This is a genomic window from Acinetobacter tianfuensis (assembly GCF_003611465.1).
Lineage (GTDB): Bacteria > Pseudomonadota > Gammaproteobacteria > Pseudomonadales > Moraxellaceae > Acinetobacter > Acinetobacter tianfuensis.
The window spans coordinates 1-17,301 of the sequence record NZ_RAXV01000019.1; the positions used below are offsets into that span (position 1 = coordinate 1).

The 17,301-nt window shown below is 40.5% G+C and carries 22 protein-coding genes; 14 read left to right on the top strand and 8 right to left on the bottom strand.

The window, feature by feature from the left end; all coding sequences use genetic code 11:
* Positions 1-27: 27 nt before the first annotated feature.
* The 4 genes from D7V32_RS09540 to D7V32_RS09555 form a co-directional block, all read right to left on the bottom strand.
* Complete coding sequence (locus tag D7V32_RS09540) at positions 28-525, bottom strand: GNAT family N-acetyltransferase (RefSeq protein WP_407641541.1); 498 nt, start codon at positions 523-525, stop codon at positions 28-30.
* A 122-nt stretch (positions 526-647) separates the two neighbouring features.
* A complete protein-coding gene (gene aroC, locus D7V32_RS09545; protein WP_120402658.1) occupies positions 648-1,733 on the bottom strand; it encodes a chorismate synthase in 1,086 nt (361 codons plus the stop codon).
* Positions 1,734-1,746: 13 nt separating this feature from the next.
* Positions 1,747-2,757: a 50S ribosomal protein L3 N(5)-glutamine methyltransferase gene (gene prmB, locus D7V32_RS09550; protein ID WP_120402659.1), complete on the bottom strand. Its 1,011-nt coding sequence runs from the start codon at positions 2,755-2,757 to the stop codon at positions 1,747-1,749.
* Between the two features lie 72 nt (positions 2,758-2,829).
* On the bottom strand, positions 2,830-3,222 hold the full coding sequence (locus D7V32_RS09555; RefSeq protein WP_120402660.1) for a lysozyme inhibitor LprI family protein: 393 nt from the start codon (positions 3,220-3,222) through the stop codon (positions 2,830-2,832).
* Positions 3,223-3,358: 136 nt separating this feature from the next.
* Here D7V32_RS09555 and D7V32_RS09560 point away from each other — a divergent pair, with 136 nt between their 5' ends.
* The 11 genes from D7V32_RS09560 (at position 3,359) to D7V32_RS09610 (ending at position 12,127) form a co-directional block, all read left to right on the top strand.
* A complete protein-coding gene (locus D7V32_RS09560) occupies positions 3,359-3,664 on the top strand; it encodes a hypothetical protein (protein ID WP_120402661.1) in 306 nt (101 codons plus the stop codon).
* Positions 3,665-3,802: 138 nt separating this feature from the next.
* Positions 3,803-5,176 (top strand): ABC1 kinase family protein, encoded by a 1,374-nt coding sequence (locus D7V32_RS09565; protein ID WP_120402662.1) that lies wholly within the window; start codon positions 3,803-3,805, stop codon positions 5,174-5,176.
* Positions 5,177-5,400: 224 nt separating this feature from the next.
* Positions 5,401-6,696: an acyl-CoA dehydrogenase family protein gene (locus D7V32_RS09570; protein WP_120402663.1), complete on the top strand. Its 1,296-nt coding sequence runs from the start codon at positions 5,401-5,403 to the stop codon at positions 6,694-6,696.
* A gap of 26 nt (positions 6,697-6,722) precedes the next feature.
* On the top strand, positions 6,723-7,922 hold the full coding sequence (locus D7V32_RS09575; RefSeq protein WP_120402664.1) for an acyl-CoA dehydrogenase family protein: 1,200 nt from the start codon (positions 6,723-6,725) through the stop codon (positions 7,920-7,922).
* A gap of 108 nt (positions 7,923-8,030) precedes the next feature.
* Positions 8,031-8,519 (top strand): GNAT family N-acetyltransferase, encoded by a 489-nt coding sequence (locus D7V32_RS09580; protein ID WP_120402665.1) that lies wholly within the window; start codon positions 8,031-8,033, stop codon positions 8,517-8,519.
* A gap of 306 nt (positions 8,520-8,825) precedes the next feature.
* Positions 8,826-9,308 (top strand): lytic transglycosylase domain-containing protein, encoded by a 483-nt coding sequence (locus tag D7V32_RS09585; RefSeq protein WP_228200200.1) that lies wholly within the window; start codon positions 8,826-8,828, stop codon positions 9,306-9,308.
* Positions 9,309-9,738: 430 nt separating this feature from the next.
* Complete coding sequence (locus D7V32_RS09590; RefSeq protein ID WP_120402667.1) at positions 9,739-10,098, top strand: roadblock/LC7 domain-containing protein; 360 nt, start codon at positions 9,739-9,741, stop codon at positions 10,096-10,098.
* A 60-nt stretch (positions 10,099-10,158) separates the two neighbouring features.
* A complete protein-coding gene (locus tag D7V32_RS09595; RefSeq protein WP_120402668.1) occupies positions 10,159-10,515 on the top strand; it encodes a hypothetical protein in 357 nt (118 codons plus the stop codon).
* 82 nt (positions 10,516-10,597) lie between these two features.
* Positions 10,598-11,152, top strand: a complete 555-nt coding sequence (locus D7V32_RS09600; RefSeq protein WP_120402669.1) for a hypothetical protein — start codon at positions 10,598-10,600, stop codon at positions 11,150-11,152.
* A 9-nt stretch (positions 11,153-11,161) separates the two neighbouring features.
* The gene (locus D7V32_RS09605) at positions 11,162-11,701 is read left to right on the top strand and encodes a GTP-binding protein (protein ID WP_120402670.1); all 540 of its coding nucleotides are present in this window, start codon (positions 11,162-11,164) and stop codon (positions 11,699-11,701) included.
* 9 nt (positions 11,702-11,710) lie between these two features.
* Positions 11,711-12,127 carry a roadblock/LC7 domain-containing protein gene (locus tag D7V32_RS09610; RefSeq protein WP_120402671.1) on the top strand — a complete coding sequence of 139 codons (417 nt, stop codon included), beginning with the start codon at positions 11,711-11,713 and terminating at the stop codon, positions 12,125-12,127.
* A gap of 177 nt (positions 12,128-12,304) precedes the next feature.
* On the opposite strand, the gene D7V32_RS17570 is transcribed toward D7V32_RS09610, so the two are convergent.
* Both D7V32_RS17570 and D7V32_RS09615 read right to left on the bottom strand, forming a co-directional pair.
* On the bottom strand, positions 12,305-12,418 hold the full coding sequence (locus D7V32_RS17570; RefSeq protein WP_228200196.1) for a hypothetical protein: 114 nt from the start codon (positions 12,416-12,418) through the stop codon (positions 12,305-12,307).
* 320 nt (positions 12,419-12,738) lie between these two features.
* On the bottom strand, positions 12,739-12,972 hold the full coding sequence (locus D7V32_RS09615; protein WP_120402672.1) for a hypothetical protein: 234 nt from the start codon (positions 12,970-12,972) through the stop codon (positions 12,739-12,741).
* A 213-nt stretch (positions 12,973-13,185) separates the two neighbouring features.
* Between D7V32_RS09615 and D7V32_RS09620 the strand changes: the two genes are divergently transcribed.
* The 3 genes from D7V32_RS09620 (at position 13,186) to D7V32_RS09630 (ending at position 14,984) form a co-directional block, all read left to right on the top strand.
* Entirely contained in the window at positions 13,186-13,674 is a 489-nt protein-coding gene (locus D7V32_RS09620) for a CinA family protein (RefSeq protein WP_120402673.1), read from the top strand.
* A gap of 77 nt (positions 13,675-13,751) precedes the next feature.
* Positions 13,752-14,375, top strand: coding sequence for an aminotransferase (locus D7V32_RS09625; RefSeq protein ID WP_120402674.1), 624 nt, complete (start codon positions 13,752-13,754; stop codon positions 14,373-14,375).
* An 18-nt stretch (positions 14,376-14,393) separates the two neighbouring features.
* The gene (locus D7V32_RS09630) at positions 14,394-14,984 is read left to right on the top strand and encodes a hypothetical protein (protein WP_147394218.1); all 591 of its coding nucleotides are present in this window, start codon (positions 14,394-14,396) and stop codon (positions 14,982-14,984) included.
* Positions 14,985-15,062: 78 nt separating this feature from the next.
* Here the strand turns inward: D7V32_RS09630 and prpC are convergent, their stop codons facing one another.
* Entirely contained in the window at positions 15,063-16,199 is a 1,137-nt protein-coding gene (gene prpC, locus D7V32_RS09635) for a bifunctional 2-methylcitrate synthase/citrate synthase (RefSeq protein WP_120402676.1), read from the bottom strand.
* Between the two features lie 2 nt (positions 16,200-16,201).
* The gene (prpB, locus tag D7V32_RS09640) at positions 16,202-17,086 is read right to left on the bottom strand and encodes a methylisocitrate lyase (RefSeq protein WP_111858393.1); all 885 of its coding nucleotides are present in this window, start codon (positions 17,084-17,086) and stop codon (positions 16,202-16,204) included.
* Positions 17,087-17,301: the final 215 nt, after the last annotated feature.

A 17,301-nucleotide genomic window follows, 5' to 3' on the forward strand; every position in this document is an offset into this window, starting at 1 on the left:
TGCTTAAAAAATAATTCAGCCAAACACTTATAAGAATTTAATTAATTGAATTAAGTGTATGTCCTGTATTGGCCTTCCTACATTTAAATGCAGTGGATATTGTTCTGTCTGCAATGTTCTTTGATATCCTCTTCTCAGATAATAATCGATTAATTCTTTGCGTAAATGCAGTACGTACATCACAATTTGTATGATCTCATTGCGCATTTTGATGCGCCCTTCAGCAAAATCAAGCAAGGTTTTGCCTAAACCTTTATTTTGCAGTTCAGGCAAAACAGCAAAAGTACCTATTTCTGCAGTATTCGCTTCAAATTGAATACCGATACAGCCCAATATTAGATGATGCGGCATTTCATCCTGAGCACATCCCTCTATCTCTTCCAATACCCACAATTCGAAATCTATTTTTGCTAAAAGACAATCCAGCTGCAGTGCATCAATACGATCACCATCAACCATGCTGCACTCGCTCGTCCAGCTTTGACTATTTTGGCTGCGGTAAGCTGAATTAATTAAATCCTGCAATTGCGCCACATCATGCAGTTCTGCTTTTCTATAATGAAACATCGTTATTATTTCTAAATTTTTTCTTATCTTAAAACAAAAAACCAGACCGAAGTCTGGTTATTGTATAAAAATTTAATTTTTTAGATCGGTTCAAATGGCTGAACTACATCAGCATTTTGCGCACGCTGACGCATGAAATGATCCATCAGCACAATTGCCAGCATTGCTTCTGCAATTGGTGTTGCACGAACACCTACACAAGGATCATGACGGCCTTTCGTCAGTACATCAGTATCTTCACGGGTAATCGTGATTGTTTTGCCCGGCGTAGTGATTGATGCTGTCGGTTTTAATGCAATCGCGACACGGATGTCTTGGCCGCTAGAAATACCGCCTAAAATACCGCCGGCATGGTTTGCAAGGAAACCATCCGTGGTTAATTCATCACGTGTTTCATGGCCAAATTGTTCCGCAACGCCAAAACCATCGCCAATTTCGACACCTTTCACCGCGTTAATTGACATCATCGCATGCGCAATATCTGCATCTAAACGGTCAAATACTGGTTCACCCCAGCCTACAGGCACCTTGGAAGCAATGATTTCAAGTTTCGCGCCGCAGCTGGTGCCTTGCTCACGAAGAGACGTTACAAGCGCTTCAAAACGCGGGACTGCATCAGCATCACCGCAGAAGAATGGATTGTTCGGAACTTCATTCCAGTCCAATTTCTCTGCTTTTTCTGTACCGATTTGCGTTACATGACCGCGGATTTCAATGCCGAATTTCTCAAACAAGAATTTCTTTGCAATAGCGCCTGCTGCCACACGCATTGCTGTTTCACGAGCGCTAGATCGGCCACCGCCGCGGTAGTCACGAAAACCATACTTTTGTGTATAGGTATAGTCCGCATGACCCGGACGGAAAGTTTGCGCAATATTGCCATAATCTTTCGATTTTTGGTCTGTATTGCGGATGAGCAAACCAATCGATGTTCCTGTCGTTTTACCTTCAAAAACACCTGAAATAATTTCAACTTCATCAGGTTCTTTACGCTGCGTTGCAAATTTAGACGTTCCGGGTTTACGGCGGTCCAAATCTTTTTGCAAATCTGCTTCACATAGTTCAATTCCTGACGGCACACCATCTACGATTGCCATCAGGCCTGCGCCATGAGATTCACCACAAGTCGTTACACGGAAGAGTTGCCCTATACTATTGCCTGCCATGTCAAACGACTCCTTATGCTTGAATAGATTGAATAAATAAATCTCTGTATTGACGGCACTGCGCTGCTGTCAATGCGAAAATTCCTGTGCCGCCTTTTTGGAACTGAAGCCAGTAAAAATCTACAGTGTTGAAGTTTTGGCGCATTGCCCACTCAGAATTGCCCACTTCAATTACGATCAGGCCGTCTTCTGTTAAATAATCTGCCGCCTGAGCCAGCATTTTACGTACTAGATCTAAACCGTCTTGACCTGCTGCAAGCGCCATTTCTGGTTCATGGTGGAATTCTTCAGGCAAATCAGCCATGTCCTCTGCATCAACATATGGAGGATTCGAAACGATTAAATCATATTGGTTTTCAGCTGGGATTTTTGCAAATAAATCAGATTCAAGTAATGCAACATTGAATTGTTGATTATGGTGTTCACAGTTGATCTGTGCCACTTCCAATGCATCTTTAGAAAGATCTGTCGCATCCACTTCCGCTTCAGGGAAAGCATATGCCAACGCAATGGCGATACAGCCTGAACCAGTGCACATATCTAAAATGCGGCGCGGCATTTTAGGATTAGAATTTTCAGGAAGGTTATTTACACCTTCACGTGGCAAATGATTTTCATCTAAACAGTACGGCGCAAAACGGTTTTGAATCAATTCTGCAATAGGTGAACGCGGAATCAGTACGCGCTCATCCACATAGTATGGCTTGCCGTCGAAATAGGCCAAATTTAAAAGATAAGAAGTTGGCACTTTTTCATTGATACGGCGCTCAAGCAAAGCTAGAAATTCAGCCGCTTCGCTTGGCAAAAGTTTCGCCTCTAAAATTTCAGAATCGGCATTCCAATCCAAAGACAGCGTTTGTAAAACCAGCGCGGAACTTTCAGCAAAATAATCTTCTGTACCTTGGCCTAAATGTGCATCGTATTGACGTAATGCTGTCACACCAAAACGGATAAAGTCACGAATGGTGCTAAGATTTTCAGCGGCTTCCTGCAATTGTTCAGGGCTAATAGTCAGTCGATCCACTTAAGGCGTCTCCAAGGTCATATTTTTAAAACGCCTTATGATACCTCAGTTTTCATTTTTTTATTTTAAAAATCACTTCATTATTTTGTTGTTCAAACGCACTTCCATCATATCTGCATGAGAAACGGTCATTTGCAATGCGCAGCTGGAATTGAACCCATTATACGCTTTTATTTTTTTGCCAGCCGTTTGACATGCATTGCCGCGCTGCTGATGCCACTGCGCTTTAGATTGCTTGATAAGCGCCTGCTCAGCTGGATTTGCTGTTTTTGCCGTTAATTTATACACTTTCTTTAGACGCTTATTCTGCACCTTAAGCTCTTTAATCTGACAAGTACGAATTGACTCTGAATGACTTCCTGCTTTACGCATACAGCCCTCATAATCTTTTGAAAAGCTTAAAGCATAAGCTTGTGCAGAAATCCCAGCACAGCACATCAGCAGCGTCATGATTAAAGGTTTCATTGAATTCCCCAAGACAATAAACACATTGTTATAAATTTATTCTGCATTTATAACATTTTTTAAATTACTTTAGCATGATTGAAATGAAATATTTCAGCACCATATTAGGTGGTGTAATTTTATGGATTAAAGCCGTATGAGCTACAAGCACAATAATCTGATGGCAATGCGTCAACGCTATTGGGATGATACCGAATCCTCTCATGTCAATGCAGAAAAAGCCCTGTTCCAGCAATTGCTGGTAGAAACAGAGATCTTTCCAGCTGCAAATTTGGACGATGCCAAACAGCTGTTTTTCAGCTTACCCAGCATTATTTTAATTCAAGGCTATGCCAAAGGCTTTAATCATGAAGCTGTGCAGAATCTCATACGGCAGCATATTAATACCCACCGTGATGCTTTACAGCAAAAGCAGGATGTAAAAATTAAGTTTAAAATTTAGTTTGCGCGGCTTTACTGCACTGCGGCCTGAATCGTCTGCTATTAATTCAGCAGGTTAAACTTTTTTAATACGTGAAGACAGGGTAAGATTCGCTACAATACATATTTCTGCGACTTGCTGATTAAAGGATAGCGCTTAATGTCAGATCAGAACGATAAGCTTAAACAACTTAAAACTTCATCTATAGACCGACGCTTATCGATTGCAAAGGCATCTTTGCTCGCGGGCACACGCTGGGCTGCCTCCAGTGCAACTTCAATATTCTCAAATGAAGAAGAAAAAGAACGTAAACGTAAAAAAGCCACGAAAGAGCAAGCCGAATATCTCGTTGCTGAAATTGGCAAGCTAAAAGGTTCAATTGTAAAAATTGGCCAAATGATGGCTTTATACGGTGAACATTTTCTGCCTGAAGAAATTACTCAAGCGCTAAATACACTAAATAATCAAACAGTAGCGCTGGATTGGCCTGCAATTAAAAAACAGCTGCAAGACCAGCTCGGCTCTAAATTAGATGACTTAACGATTGACCATGAGCCTTTAGGCACTGCGTCACTGGCGCAAGTACACAGAGCCACCCGTAAATCAGACGGCTTGGAACTGGTTTTAAAAGTTCAATACCCGGGTGTTGCCGATGCAATTGATTCGGACATGAACTTATTTAAAAACATGCTGAAATTGACACGCATGGTGCCGCAAACACGTGAATTCGACCAATGGTTCGAAGAAGTCCGTGAAATGATGCACCGCGAAGTCGATTATAAAATTGAAGCTGAAACGACACGCCGTTTTGGCGCACGCCTAAAAGAAGATCCGCGCTATATCGTACCGCAGATTATTGACAGCTATTGCACACAGCAAGTGCTGTGCATGACCTTTGAACGCGGTGTGCCGATTAACAGCCCAGTTATGCTGTCTTTACCGCAAGAACGCCGTAATGCCTTAGGTGAAGCATCACTTGAAATTGCTGTACGTGAAATCTTTGAATGGGGTGAAATGCAGACTGACCCGAACTTCGGCAATTATCTTGTACGCCTAGGTGACGGTGAAAGCATAAAAGATAAAATTGTTTTGCTGGACTTTGGCGCAATCCGCCAGTTTGACAGCAACCTACTAAGTGTAGCGCGTAATTTAATTAATGCCGGTTTCGACCATGATGCGGAAAAAATGGTTGCAGCCATGACAGGCTATGATTTTTTTGATGCGATGCCTTTAAGCATTAAACCCGACATGGCTAAAGTGTTTTTATTGGCAACAGAAGCTTTCAGCAGCCCATTAAACAATCCAAATCTGCCAGCCGGGATTATGGATGAGCATATGCGTTATGACTGGAAAAAAAGCCAGCTGCATAGCCGCGTCATGCAGCAAGCATCAAAATCTATGGCTTCACGCTATTTCAGCGTGCCGCCCAAAGAGTTCATGTTCATTAGCCGTAAATTTATCGGCGCCTATACATTTATGACGGTCATTGAAGCAAAAACCAATGTTCGCAGCATGATCAAAAAATATCATTAATTCCGTTTAGACTTGAATGACGCAATGTCATTCAAGTCAATTTAACTTAAATTTTAATTTAAAAAAAATAAAAATACTAAATATAAAACAATATCTTAATAAATAAATCATCCTATTAAAAACCATTCATCCAAGTCAATAAACACTGTCAAAACTGACATAGTTTTTTCATGCCGCAAGTGTCAGCATAAAAAGTACAAGAACACCCTCTAGGAATAATAAATATGAGCGACATGGTGAATAAAGCACAAGGATTCGGACTGTCATTGCTGACCAAAATTGCTGGCAGCGATGTATTAGACCAATTAAAGCTTCGCAAATTTATGGAAAAGTCGCTTTATCAAGGTTCAAAAGCAGGCTTTAAAACCCTAACCAAAACGCAAAAAGTGTTTAAGCCGCAATCTAATCCTGCAAAACACAGACTGCCAAACCAAACAAAGTCCCTGTTTGACTTAAACTTAAGTGAAGAGCAGCAGATCTTAAGCGACTCTATGGCACAGTTTGCAGCCGAAGTCCTTCGTCCTTTAGCGCACCAAGCCGATCATGAAGAAAAATTCCCGCCAAGCCTTTTACAGTACAGCATTGATCTTGGATTAAACTTTTACGCCCTGCCAGAAGACTTGGGCGGTGTTGCTGCAGAAAAAAATATTATCAGCAATATGCTGATTGCAGAACGTTTAGCACACGGCGACTTCAGTTTGACCGCTGGCCTGCTGTCCACATTCAGCGTCATTAATGCAATTACACAGTGGGGGTCTGCAGCTGTTCAAGCCAAATATCTGCCAAACTTTGCAGAGGACAGTGAGCTGCAGGCAAGCTTTGCCGTACAGGAAAACACCCCCGCATTTAATCCATTTGTTCTCAAAACCCAAGCACATGATACAGACGGCAATTACAGCATTACTGGCGAAAAAACAGCCGTTCTGCTCGGCGAATCCGCTGATCTTTTTTTAGTCAGCGCCATGCTGAATGGGCAACCAGAAGTTTTTACCGTTACACGCGACAGCTCGATACAAATTAAAAAGTCACCAGCAATGGGTCTAAAACCAACGGAAACAGTGACTTTATCATTTAAAAACACTCCTGCTGAACGCCTTGCCGACGATGATTTTAATTACAGCAGCTTCCTCGACTTAGGCAACCTGATGTGGTGCGCTATGGCTGTGGGTACATGCACAGCCGTAAAAGAATATTGCATCCAATACGCCAATGAACGGATCGCTTTTGGTGAGCCTATCTCACACCGTCAAAGCGTTGCATTTATAATTGCTGACATGGCAATCGAAATTGATGCTATGCGCATGCTGGTTTTAAATGCCGCCAGCCTTGCTGAAGCAGGAAAGCCATTTCACCGAGAAGCCTACTTAGCCCGTATTCTTTGCGCTGAAAAATCGATGACTATTGGCACAGACGGTGTGCAGCTGCTTGGCGGCCATGGGTTTACCAAAGAGCATCCCGTAGAGCGCTGGTACCGCGATTTGCGGGCTGTCGGCATTATGCAATCTGGCTTGCATGCTTAAATAAAAGAATAATAAGGAATAATCTCATGAATTTACAAAATCCTAAAAAGTTTAAAATGCTGATCGATCAGGCACATGAAGTTGCGCTTAATGTGCTGCGTCCAATTTCACGCAAATACGACAAAGCTGAACATGCTTATCCCAAAGAGCTCGATATGCTTTCATCTTTGGTTGACGGCATGAATGAAGGCGGTGACGGCATGAATGCAGGCGCTGCTGTGAATAAACGCGGCGATACTGATACCAGCAATAAAAATGGCGTTAACATGTCAACCGCTCTGAGCGTCGTTGAAATGTGTTATGGCGATACTGGCCTGCTGCTGACCATGCCGCGTCAAGGCCTTGGCAATTCAGCAATTGCAGCTGTAGCCAATGATGAGCAGCTTGAACGCTTAAACGGGACGTGGGCTGCGATGGCCATTACTGAGCCCGGCTGCGGTTCAGACTCTGCTGCAATCCGCACCACGGCAATAAAAGACGGTGATGATTACATCCTGAATGGCGAGAAAATTTTTGTAACCTCTGGCGAGCGCGCTGACTCCGTTGTTGTTTGGGCAACGCTAGATAAACAATTAGGCCGTGCTGCTATTAAATCCTTTGTCGTTGAAAAAGGCACTCCAGGTATGACCGTAGAACGCCTAGAGCACAAACTGGGGATTAAAGCTTCTGATACAGCAGTCATCCGCTTTATAGACTGCCGCGTACCTGCCCGCAACTTATTAGGCAATGCTGAAATTGATGTTGCCAAAGGGTTTGCTGGTGTCATGGAAACCTTTGACAACACCCGTCCGCTTGTTGCCGCAATGGCTGTCGGCTGTGCAAAAGCATCACTTGAGCGCATTAAAGAAATTTTTAAAGATGAGCTCAGCGCAGATTATGCTGTGCCTTATTTACAGACCTCGAACATTGCTGCGCAGGTTTACCAAATGGAGGCCGAATGGGAAGCTGCCCGCCTGCTGATGTTAAAGGCTGCGTGGATGGCTGACAATAAAAAACCAAACTCACGCGAAGCATCTATTGCAAAAGCCAAAGCAGGCCGTGTGGGCAATAAAATTACATTAAAATGTGTAGAACTGGCAGCATGCGCTGGCTATAACGAAGAAGAACTGCTCGAAAAATGGGCCCGTGATTCTAAAATTTTAGATATTTTTGAAGGCACACAGCAAATTCAGCAGCTGATCATTGCCCGCAGAGAACTTGGCAAAACATCCAGCGAATTAAAATAAACACTTTAATTTATATATTTCATTGAAATATATGTAATAAAACAACATGAAAGCGGTCTTTTTTGGTATAAAAAAGACCGCTTTTAATTTATCTCCATTGAACAACACATGTACAGCATCCGCCCTATTCAAAAACAAGATAATGCATCTATCGCAGACGTCATTCGCCAAGTTTCTAAGGAATTTGGCCTAGCGCCTGAATCAGGATTTGCTGTAGCAGATCCCATCCTTGATGATTTATATACGGTCTATCAGCAGCCCAATGCAAGATACTGGGTAATCCAAGACGAAAGCGGCACGATTTTTGGCGGCGGCGGTATTTCACCGCTTAAAGGTGATGCAGACTTGCTTGAAATTCAAAAAATGTATTTTAATGAAGTCATCCGCGGACAAGGGTTTGCTAAGCAGCTGCTGGAGTTGGCCTTTATATTTGCAAAAAGCACGAAGGCACAAGCTTGCTATTTAGAAACAACTCAATCCCTATGGCAAGCGGTTAAATTATATGAAAAATTAGGCTTTAAACACTTGGAAGCCCCCAAAGGCAATACTGGACATAGCCATGCTTGTGAAATTTGGATGCTAAAAACCCTTGCATAGAGAAAACTGGCTAATCTGCAGCCAGTTCTGAGCTTTTTATTTGCCCCCTCAAAAACAGCAAATACAGTCAAAGCGCTATGCAGTCATCTGACTGAACATAATTCATTCATTGCATTAACATTTTGCAATAATTGCCCAGTAGAGCAGTTCTTGACGAGCACAGCTCAAACGGCATAATGTTCGCCAGTTATTATGTAAATGGATATTGTTTTGCAGTTAAGTCAGCGTTTTAAAAACACGATTAGCCTCTCCGAGCGTTCTGTCCCTGTATTGAAGCACGCTCTCTTATTTGTAACTTTAGGGCTGATGGCAGGCTGTTCATCACTCGGCGGCAACTCACTGGAAAAACGCTCTGCAAAACTCTCTGCCGGCATTCAGCGCGCCTATACTGTAGCGCCAAATACAGCTAATCGGGTTGCGCCAATGATTATTCAAAGTGCTGAACGCTACAGTATGGACCCAATTCTCATGGCCGCTGTAATCCGCCAAGAGTCCAGCTACCGTCCAACAGTAACGTCACCAGCAGGCGCTGTCGGCTATACACAAATTATTCCGCGTTATTGGCAGCAAACATGCCCTGGTGACTTATTTGATGAAGCAGTGAACATCAATTGCGGTACTTATATTCTATCCCGCTATTCACAGCAGGCTGGTGATATTAAAACAGGATTGGCTTATTACAATGTTGGGCCAAGCGGTTATAAAAATAATCGTGCGATGAAAAAACAAGGTCAACGCTACGCTAAGCAAGTCAAAGAACACAAAAAACAGCTAGAAAATCACCTTTAAATATTATTTAGGCTGAAGCTAGAGTATCAAAATACAACACTTCAGCCTCTTCATTGCGCCAAATAATCAACATTCTTAACTAAGAAGCCTCACGCTATCAAAAATAACATCTATAAAAACAATATATTTTTGTATGAAATATAAAAATTAAGTTTATTTTAACAAAAATTTACACTTATTTTTATTAAAGCGCATGTTATGCCAGTTCAGTAAATATACACATTTGTCTGAATTTACCACACTTAAAGCGCCACCCTCTACAATTCAAAGCACATTATGATAACCACTAAGCATTTTTTGACCGTAAAGTGACAAAAAATTGTCATATTATGACGCCTTGTGTTTTACCCCTTTGTGTATGACTATTCATGAGATATATTTATTTTTGCAAATAAATTATCAACTTTTTTTGATAACTAGGGGGCAACTCATGGCTAAAGTAACTTTAGATATTCTGACAGAAATTGACGGTTTTGTAGCAGCAGCACTTGTAGATAGTGAAAGCGGTTTAGCGCTAGCAACCCAAGGCGGAAATCAAATTGATTTAGAATTTGCTGCAGCAGGAAATACAGAAGTCATCCGCGCAAAACGCAAAGTTGCTAAATCATTAAATCTAAACGATACAATCGAAGATATTTTGATTACTTTAGGTAAACAGTATCATTTGATCCGCCCGCTTGATTCAAATGACGCACTATTCCTCTATCTTGTACTCGACCGCCAAAAATCAAACTTGGCAATGGCTCGTCATGAGTTAAAACGTTTTGAAAAAGAATTGGATTTCTCTTAATCCTTCACAAGGCTATTGCATAAGGCAATAGCCTTCGCTTCTGCTTATAAGAATATCACCATGAAACATCCAATTTATATTTCATTTTTTGGTCTGGGCCTTTCTGTTATCCGTGAATTAAAGAATATTATTTCACAGCAGTTCAGCTTTCATCACGATATCCATTGGACAAATATTGCAGACAAAAAACTGCAAGTGCTGCTGATTAATGACGACTATGTAGATGTCAGCCACCTTAAAACTCTTGATTTATCTAAATTAGCAGTTTTAAAACTATACAAAGATGATAGCCGTGCAGGACAAATTCTGGATGACATACTTTATCTGCCCTTAAAAGCACCTGATCAATTCATTACATGGCTTAATAAACAGCTAGATTCAACTGTTCAAAGCATTTCCCGCTGCACCTCAAATTAAGGAATCTGCCCCCGCACCTGCAGCAGCTGTCAAAATCAAACCGCTAATCAGCCCTGCTGCCATACAAAAAGCATTTAATAAAATGCACCAAAGCTCTACAAACAGCACCAAATTTATTATTAAAAATAAAGATGTTAACTTTGCGATACTTGATACAGAACAAAAAGAGTTTTTCTTAAATACAAAAGTTGAAATTGAACATTGGGACGGTTTCGAAATCACACCTGCAGATATCAACCAAATTGTCTCCTTTAAGCACCGCTTTAAAGCCGTAGATTTAAATACTGGCATTTGGCAATTTGTCTGGGATTACCTAGCCGATGACAGCCTGAATTTCCCATTGGCATATCAATTGCTGCATTGGCCACAGCCAACAGCCTCACAAAGCAGAAGCGAAGTTTTAAAAATTTCGGCCTACTTTAGCCATGGCTGCACAGTACGCTATATTCAGGATAAAACCCAATTCAGCAAACAGCGCATAGAACGCTTTATTTTCAGCTGTGAAATGGCTCAGATGATTGAAACCCTTGCAGCCCCGAGAATGACTTCATCAACAGAGTCTGCTGCAGCCAATCAGGCTGAAAACAGCGCTAAACGCAGCTTCTTCAGCAAATTACGATTAAAACTAGGCTTATAAGGTACTCTAATGATCTTACAGCAATATAAAATTGTTTTTGCCGGCACAATGGGGGCAGGCAAAACCTCTGCAATTAAAGCGCTTTCAAACATTGAAGTTCTGTCTACCGAAGCAGTAAATACAGATACTGCAGCGCATAGCAAACAGTTCACAACCGTAGGTATTGACTATGGTGAACTGACCTTAGATGACGGTATTAAAGTCGGCTTATATGGCACTCCAGGCCAAGAGCGTTTCGATTTTATGTGGAATGTCATTTGCAAAGGCGCACTCGGCACAATCATTTTAATTGACCACACCGCTCATGATCCAATTGATGAGCTGAACTACTACCTGGATTACTTTAAAACCATCAGTCAAAATATTGTTATCGGCATTACCCATACAGATTTAAAGTCCGCACAAAGCACCGCAATCTATCGGCAATGGGAAGATTTGCACCGCCACCAGCACCATACACTTTTTTTTGTAGATGCCCGTAAAAAAGATGACATCTTATTGCTTATAGAAGCATTAATCACCAAAGCTGAAGTTGCACTAAGTGTTTAAGAGTCCCCTATGTCTTTAAATCTTTTAAAACGTACTGCGCCAAGTGAACTTGTTGCGTATGCAGAGTCCGAATTAAAACAAATTCTTGCTGATGTCTCACATGTTGATGCCTTGATGCTCTGCTCAACAGATGGGTTTGAACTTGCATTTGTATATAAAAAAAATATGCACCATACCAGCAAACTGGCTGCGGTCAGCAGTTCAATACTGGCCATGGTGCAAGCTTTTCTGTCAGAAATTAATTTGCACGGCTGTCAAAGCATTACATTAGATGCAAAAAACGGAAAGGCTATCCTCTCCACAGCACCGCACCCTCAATACCCGCTCATCATCGTCACGTTAGCTGGAAATGATGTTCTTTTAGGGCAACTGCTTTATGCAATCAAAAAAGCCAGTGCAAATATTACAGCCTTCCAAAATACTTAACTCATTGCAGAAACAATCTACAGCCTTCATTGCTGAAACAGCTCTATCCTCTCCTGCCAAATGTTAAAACAAAAAAAGCAACACTATTTCTAGCGTTGCTTTTTTCTAATCTGGCTAAGATCGTTTTTATATGTAGAATGGCTTTAACTAAACCATAACTTTAACTTTCAAGTGCTTTTATGCTGGACTAATCACATAAAAATAAACAATCAAAAATGAAAGCAAAGCTACAGAGAGCGCTAAATATGTACCTACAGTATTAAAACTTTTAACGAATTTAAGAAGATCCATAAAAACACTTACCGACTCAAATTTTCAAAAAACTACAGTTATATTGATAATTTCTCACTACATAGACATTATTTGTAGCTTTTTTTACACCAAATTACAATTTAGTGGAAAATCCAGTGAACTGCCAACCATGAATATTACTTTATGTGCTTTCATACACAATACGACACTCTTACTGTAATATTAAATAATATTTACACTCATATTTGTGTATTATTTTGTTTATTTTTATAACTGCTCGTAATAACTGCAATAAAACTGACATAAAAAAATACCCCGTGCTTATCACAAGAGGTTTTTTTAAACTACTGATTTTTCTATTAATTAATCGCAATTACTTTCACAATAATTGTTTGTGAATCCTCAAACTCTTCTGTAATCTGGACTCGCTTCAACTCTTTGCTTTTTACTTTAAATATATGATTTTGATATGTGATTTCTGCTGGAATCTGATCAAAATATTGGCTGCCAGCATCAATTTCTTCTTGAAAAAGCGGAGTGCCTAATTGGTAATCCATGCTTTTTAATACGACATACTTAACCGTTGTTTTCATTGCTGCATCCTACTTTCTATACACACTTTATTTTTATTTTTACCACTCTTTCAAAAGAAGTAAAACTCTTTTCTATTCATTTTGAACATTGTTTAAACAGTCACCACCCTCAAGCCAAAACCCTTTCCTGCAAAATATTAAAAAATCCGAATATGATTAAAAAACACACATTAAATTGCTACACTTAACAGAATTTCACATTTTTCTAAACTTATGAAATATGCTCTTTTAACAACGTGCTGCGCACTGCTTGAACAGCGCAAACTGACCACCGCATTTATTGAAAGCGCCAGCTCAGGGTACTTGGCAAGCCAGTTTTCAATCTATAAGAATAGCGGTGCTGATATTTTACTAGGCGGTCTTGTCAGTTATGACCCCAGTATTAAAATTGATATTCTCAAAATTAGCCCCTCACTGATCAATCAATACACAGCCGAATCAGCAGAAGTCACCCAAGCCATGGCAGTCCATGGAAAAAATCTATTTGTGCATGCAGACATTATTGTGTCTTGTACAGGCCTGCTTAAACCAGGCGGCAGCGCTACCGCTGAAAAACCAGAAGGAACGTTTTATATCGCCATTCTGTTTAAAAATAAAATTTATAGTTATCAATACTTCATAGAGGGCTCTGCTTTAGAGCGCCTAGACAGCTTAACACTCAATACAGCAGAAAATATTTTAGCGATTTTAAAAGCAGAATAAATCATACATAAGCTTCATATTTTTATCAGTATTTCACTTGCATACTTGATAGAAATAAATTGCAAAAGGAGTTTACGATGTTAATACGGCAATTAAATACTTTAACAATACTGGCTCTATTTTCATGCTCCGCCTTTGCAACAGTAGGAGGCTCTCAAACAATTGAAGTCTTGGGCTATGATAAAACTGAGCAAAAAGTCTATTTACTGCGGCATTTTGAAGATGGCCGCGGCAGGTTGCCTCAACTTTATTACTATCAATTTAATCAGAAAAAAACTGAACCGAAACTTATTGAAGTCAAGTCAATCTATATCAACCCCAAAACCCGCAAAGTGGATTACGACCAAGACGGCATTCAGTTTGAGAAAGATTTAAATCAAATAAAAAAACGCCTTCAGCCACTCACTGCGCAAAATTTAAAAGGCACACAGCTGCATATTTTGAAAAAAACTGTAAAACAAGTACCGCACATTTATGAACCCAATATCACTATGTCCGAGTATCGTTACCAATATCAAATAAGCTCAGGTCAGTATCGTAGTGGCACACAAACAGCTGTCAGTTACAAACCGAATCTGAAAATTCATCAAGCTTTTTTAATCCCAAACCAACCTTATAAAATGGTTTCAACTCAATACCTTGCTTTTCCTGAAGAAACGGGATATACCACAGAAACCCCTGTTTTATTACGCAAAAAATAAGATCCCATAGAGTATTGAGTGATGCCTTCTCCATTTTCTGTTTTGATGACGATTTCAGCACTGTGTATCGCACCTATAACTTTCGCACAACAATATTACAATGTGCATTTAGAAGTTTTAGGCTATTCAAAAAAATCAAAACGTTTTTATGTTTTAAGATCTCCAGTCCATAGCCAATCTACAGCAGTGCTATATTATTATGATCTTAAACGCGCTGAATATTATTTTTCCAAATCTGACAACAGCATTGCGCAAGCGGATGACCCTGCTGTATTTGAACAACAACTCACCGCACTCAAAAAAGAGCTTGAACCTTTGATTCCAGTAGATACAAAAAAAATAAAATTAAATATTTTACAACAAGATGAAACAAAAAGAGAGTCTGACTTCCCCACATTATATTCGACACAATTTGTACTGAATACAGAGAAATTTCAAACTCAGCCACAATATCTGGTTCATTACACTCCTGACATCCGACTTCAACAAGCTTATGTACTTCCTAAACGAAAAGGTATTTTAGCGACCTTTAGCTCACTGACTTACCCATTTGATGAGGGTTTCCAGCGTGAAGAAAGTGTGATTTTATTGCCTGCTTTATCTAAATAAATTCAATACGCTATCCAAATAAATAAAGCCTCTTTCGAGGCTTTATTTAGTTCAGAATCAACAATAATTTGTCATTCATTATGCTGCTGAACGTTCTGCAATTGGCACAACTTTACGCAGTTCTGGACCCGTATAATCTGCACTTGGGCGAATAATGCGGTTGTCCGCACGTTGCTCCATCACGTGCGCAGCCCAACCTGTGACACGGCTCATCACAAAGATTGGCGTGAATAGTTTGGTTGCAATATCCATAAAGTGATATGCAGAAGCATGGAAGAAGTCGGCATTACAGAATAATTTTTTCTCACGCCACATTACTTCTTCACAGCGTACAGAGACTGGGTAAAGTACTGTATCGCCTACGTCTTTTGCGAGTTTTTCAGACCAGATTTTGATGATGCCATTACGCGGATCATTGTCTTTATAGATTGCATGACCGAAGCCCATGATTTTTTCTTTACGCTCAAGTTTGCCCAACATTTCACGTTCAGCTTCTTCAGGCGAGGTCCAGTTTTCAATCATTTCCATCGCTGCTTCGTTGGCGCCGCCATGCAATGGACCGCGAAGTGAACCAATTGCACCTGTGATACATGAATGCATATCTGACAATGTCGATGCACACACACGCGCTGTGAATGTAGATGCGTTAAATTCATGCTCTGCATAAAGAATCAGCGATACATTCATCACTTGTTCATGCAATTCATTTGGTTTTTCACCGCGTAATAAATGCAGGAATTGAGCACCGATAGAATCGTCATCGGTATTTTCTTCAATACGTACGCCATCATGGCTGAAACGGTACCAGTAGCAAATGATCGCTGGCAATGTCGCCAAAATACGATCTGCAACGTCTTGCTGCTCATCAAATGATTTTTCAGTTTCAAGGTTACCCAACATTGAAACACCTGTACGCATGACATCCATTGGATGTGAATCCGCAGGGATACGTTCAAGGACTTCTTTCAAGGCTTGCGGCAATTGACGCAGTGATTTTAATTTTGCTTTATAAGTCGCAAGTTGTTCTGCTGTCGGCAATTCGCCAAAGAAAATCAGATAAGCAACTTCTTCGAATTGGCAATTTTCAGCAAGGTCTTGCACATCATAACCACGATAAGTTAAGCCTGCGCCACTCTTACCGACTGTTGATAATGCTGTTTTACCTGCAACTTGTCCGCGCAGTCCTGCGCCTGTAAGTACTTTTCCTTCAGCCATTTTTATTTTCCTTCAGTGAATAGTTTGTCTAAGGTGTTTTCGAAAGTATGATAATCAAGAAATTCATATAGCTCTTTACGTTGTTGCATGGTATCTAACACATTCACTTGTGTACCATTTTCACGAATAGAACGGAAAACTTCGAGTGCAGCTTTTTGCATCGCACGGGTTGCTGACAATGGATAAAGCACCATTGAAATGCCTTGCTCACCCAATTCTTGAGTAGTGTAATACGGCGTATCACCAAATTCAGTAATGTTGGCAAGTACAGGAACACCGACTGCATCGCAGACTGTTTTATACATGGTAATGTCTGTCATTGCTTCAGCGAAGATTGCATCTGCGCCTGCTTCTACGCATGCACATGCACGGTCGATCACCGCTTGCAAACCTTCTTTTTGTAATGCATCGGTACGTGCCATCACCACAAAGTTTGAATCAGTTTTAGCATCTACCGCAGCTTTGATACGGTCTACCATTTCTTGTTGAGAAACAATTTCTTTGTTAGGGCGATGACCGCAACGCTTTTGTGCAACTTGGTCTTCAATATGTACTGCTGCTGCGCCTGCTGCAATCATTTGTTTCACAGTACGAGCAATGTTAAATGCGCCACCCCAACCAGTATCAATATCGACAAGTAACGGTGTGTCTACACGTTCGGTAATACGACGGACGTCTTCTAATACGTTGTCTAAGCTGGTCATGCCTAAATCAGGTAAGCCATATGAATAGTTTGCAACACCAGCACCCGAAAGATAAATCGCTTTGTAACCGACTTGTTTCGCCATCATCGCTGCATAAGCGTTGACTGTACCAATGATTTGTAATGGTTTTTCCACTTCCAGTGCTTGTCTAAATCTTAAGCCTGCAGACGTTTCTTGTGTCATATTCCCTTCCACAGTGGTCACTTGTTGTTTATTGAGTTTTGAGTATAACCATAAATATTTTAGCCGCTATGACCATTTAGAATTTTTACTCTAAAACTTTAGTCAAATATTTTTAAAATCTATAATATTATTTCGTTACAGCATAATTACATGGCCGCGGCGCGAATACGGAAACTTATACAATTTTTTGATATAATTGAAGATCCTTTATAAAT

Bases quoted from the DNA above. Each gene is read 5' to 3' on its own strand.
- D7V32_RS09625 (WP_120402674.1), top strand. From the start codon at position 13,752: ATGTTAATACGGCAATTAAATACTTTAACAATACTGGCTCTATTTTCA.
- D7V32_RS09565 (WP_120402662.1), top strand. From the start codon at position 3,803: ATGTCAGATCAGAACGATAAGCTTAAACAACTTAAAACTTCATCTATA.
- D7V32_RS09610 (WP_120402671.1), top strand. From the start codon at position 11,711: ATGTCTTTAAATCTTTTAAAACGTACTGCGCCAAGTGAACTTGTTGCG.
- D7V32_RS09560 (WP_120402661.1), top strand. From the start codon at position 3,359: ATGAGCTACAAGCACAATAATCTGATGGCAATGCGTCAACGCTATTGG.
- D7V32_RS09570 (WP_120402663.1), top strand. From the start codon at position 5,401: ATGAGCGACATGGTGAATAAAGCACAAGGATTCGGACTGTCATTGCTG.
- D7V32_RS09595 (WP_120402668.1), top strand. From the start codon at position 10,159: ATGAAACATCCAATTTATATTTCATTTTTTGGTCTGGGCCTTTCTGTT.
- D7V32_RS09590 (WP_120402667.1), top strand. From the start codon at position 9,739: ATGGCTAAAGTAACTTTAGATATTCTGACAGAAATTGACGGTTTTGTA.
- D7V32_RS09575 (WP_120402664.1), top strand. From the start codon at position 6,723: ATGAATTTACAAAATCCTAAAAAGTTTAAAATGCTGATCGATCAGGCA.
- D7V32_RS09580 (WP_120402665.1), top strand. From the start codon at position 8,031: ATGTACAGCATCCGCCCTATTCAAAAACAAGATAATGCATCTATCGCA.
- aroC (WP_120402658.1), bottom strand. From the start codon at position 1,733: ATGGCAGGCAATAGTATAGGGCAACTCTTCCGTGTAACGACTTGTGGT.
- D7V32_RS09585 (WP_228200200.1), top strand. From the start codon at position 8,826: ATGGCAGGCTGTTCATCACTCGGCGGCAACTCACTGGAAAAACGCTCT.
- D7V32_RS17570 (WP_228200196.1), bottom strand. From the start codon at position 12,418: ATGGATCTTCTTAAATTCGTTAAAAGTTTTAATACTGTAGGTACATAT.
- D7V32_RS09620 (WP_120402673.1), top strand. From the start codon at position 13,186: ATGAAATATGCTCTTTTAACAACGTGCTGCGCACTGCTTGAACAGCGC.
- prpC (WP_120402676.1), bottom strand. From the start codon at position 16,199: ATGGCTGAAGGAAAAGTACTTACAGGCGCAGGACTGCGCGGACAAGTT.
- prpB (WP_111858393.1), bottom strand. From the start codon at position 17,086: ATGACACAAGAAACGTCTGCAGGCTTAAGATTTAGACAAGCACTGGAA.
- D7V32_RS09555 (WP_120402660.1), bottom strand. From the start codon at position 3,222: ATGAAACCTTTAATCATGACGCTGCTGATGTGCTGTGCTGGGATTTCT.
- D7V32_RS09600 (WP_120402669.1), top strand. From the start codon at position 10,598: ATGCACCAAAGCTCTACAAACAGCACCAAATTTATTATTAAAAATAAA.
- D7V32_RS09615 (WP_120402672.1), bottom strand. From the start codon at position 12,972: ATGAAAACAACGGTTAAGTATGTCGTATTAAAAAGCATGGATTACCAA.
- D7V32_RS09605 (WP_120402670.1), top strand. From the start codon at position 11,162: ATGATCTTACAGCAATATAAAATTGTTTTTGCCGGCACAATGGGGGCA.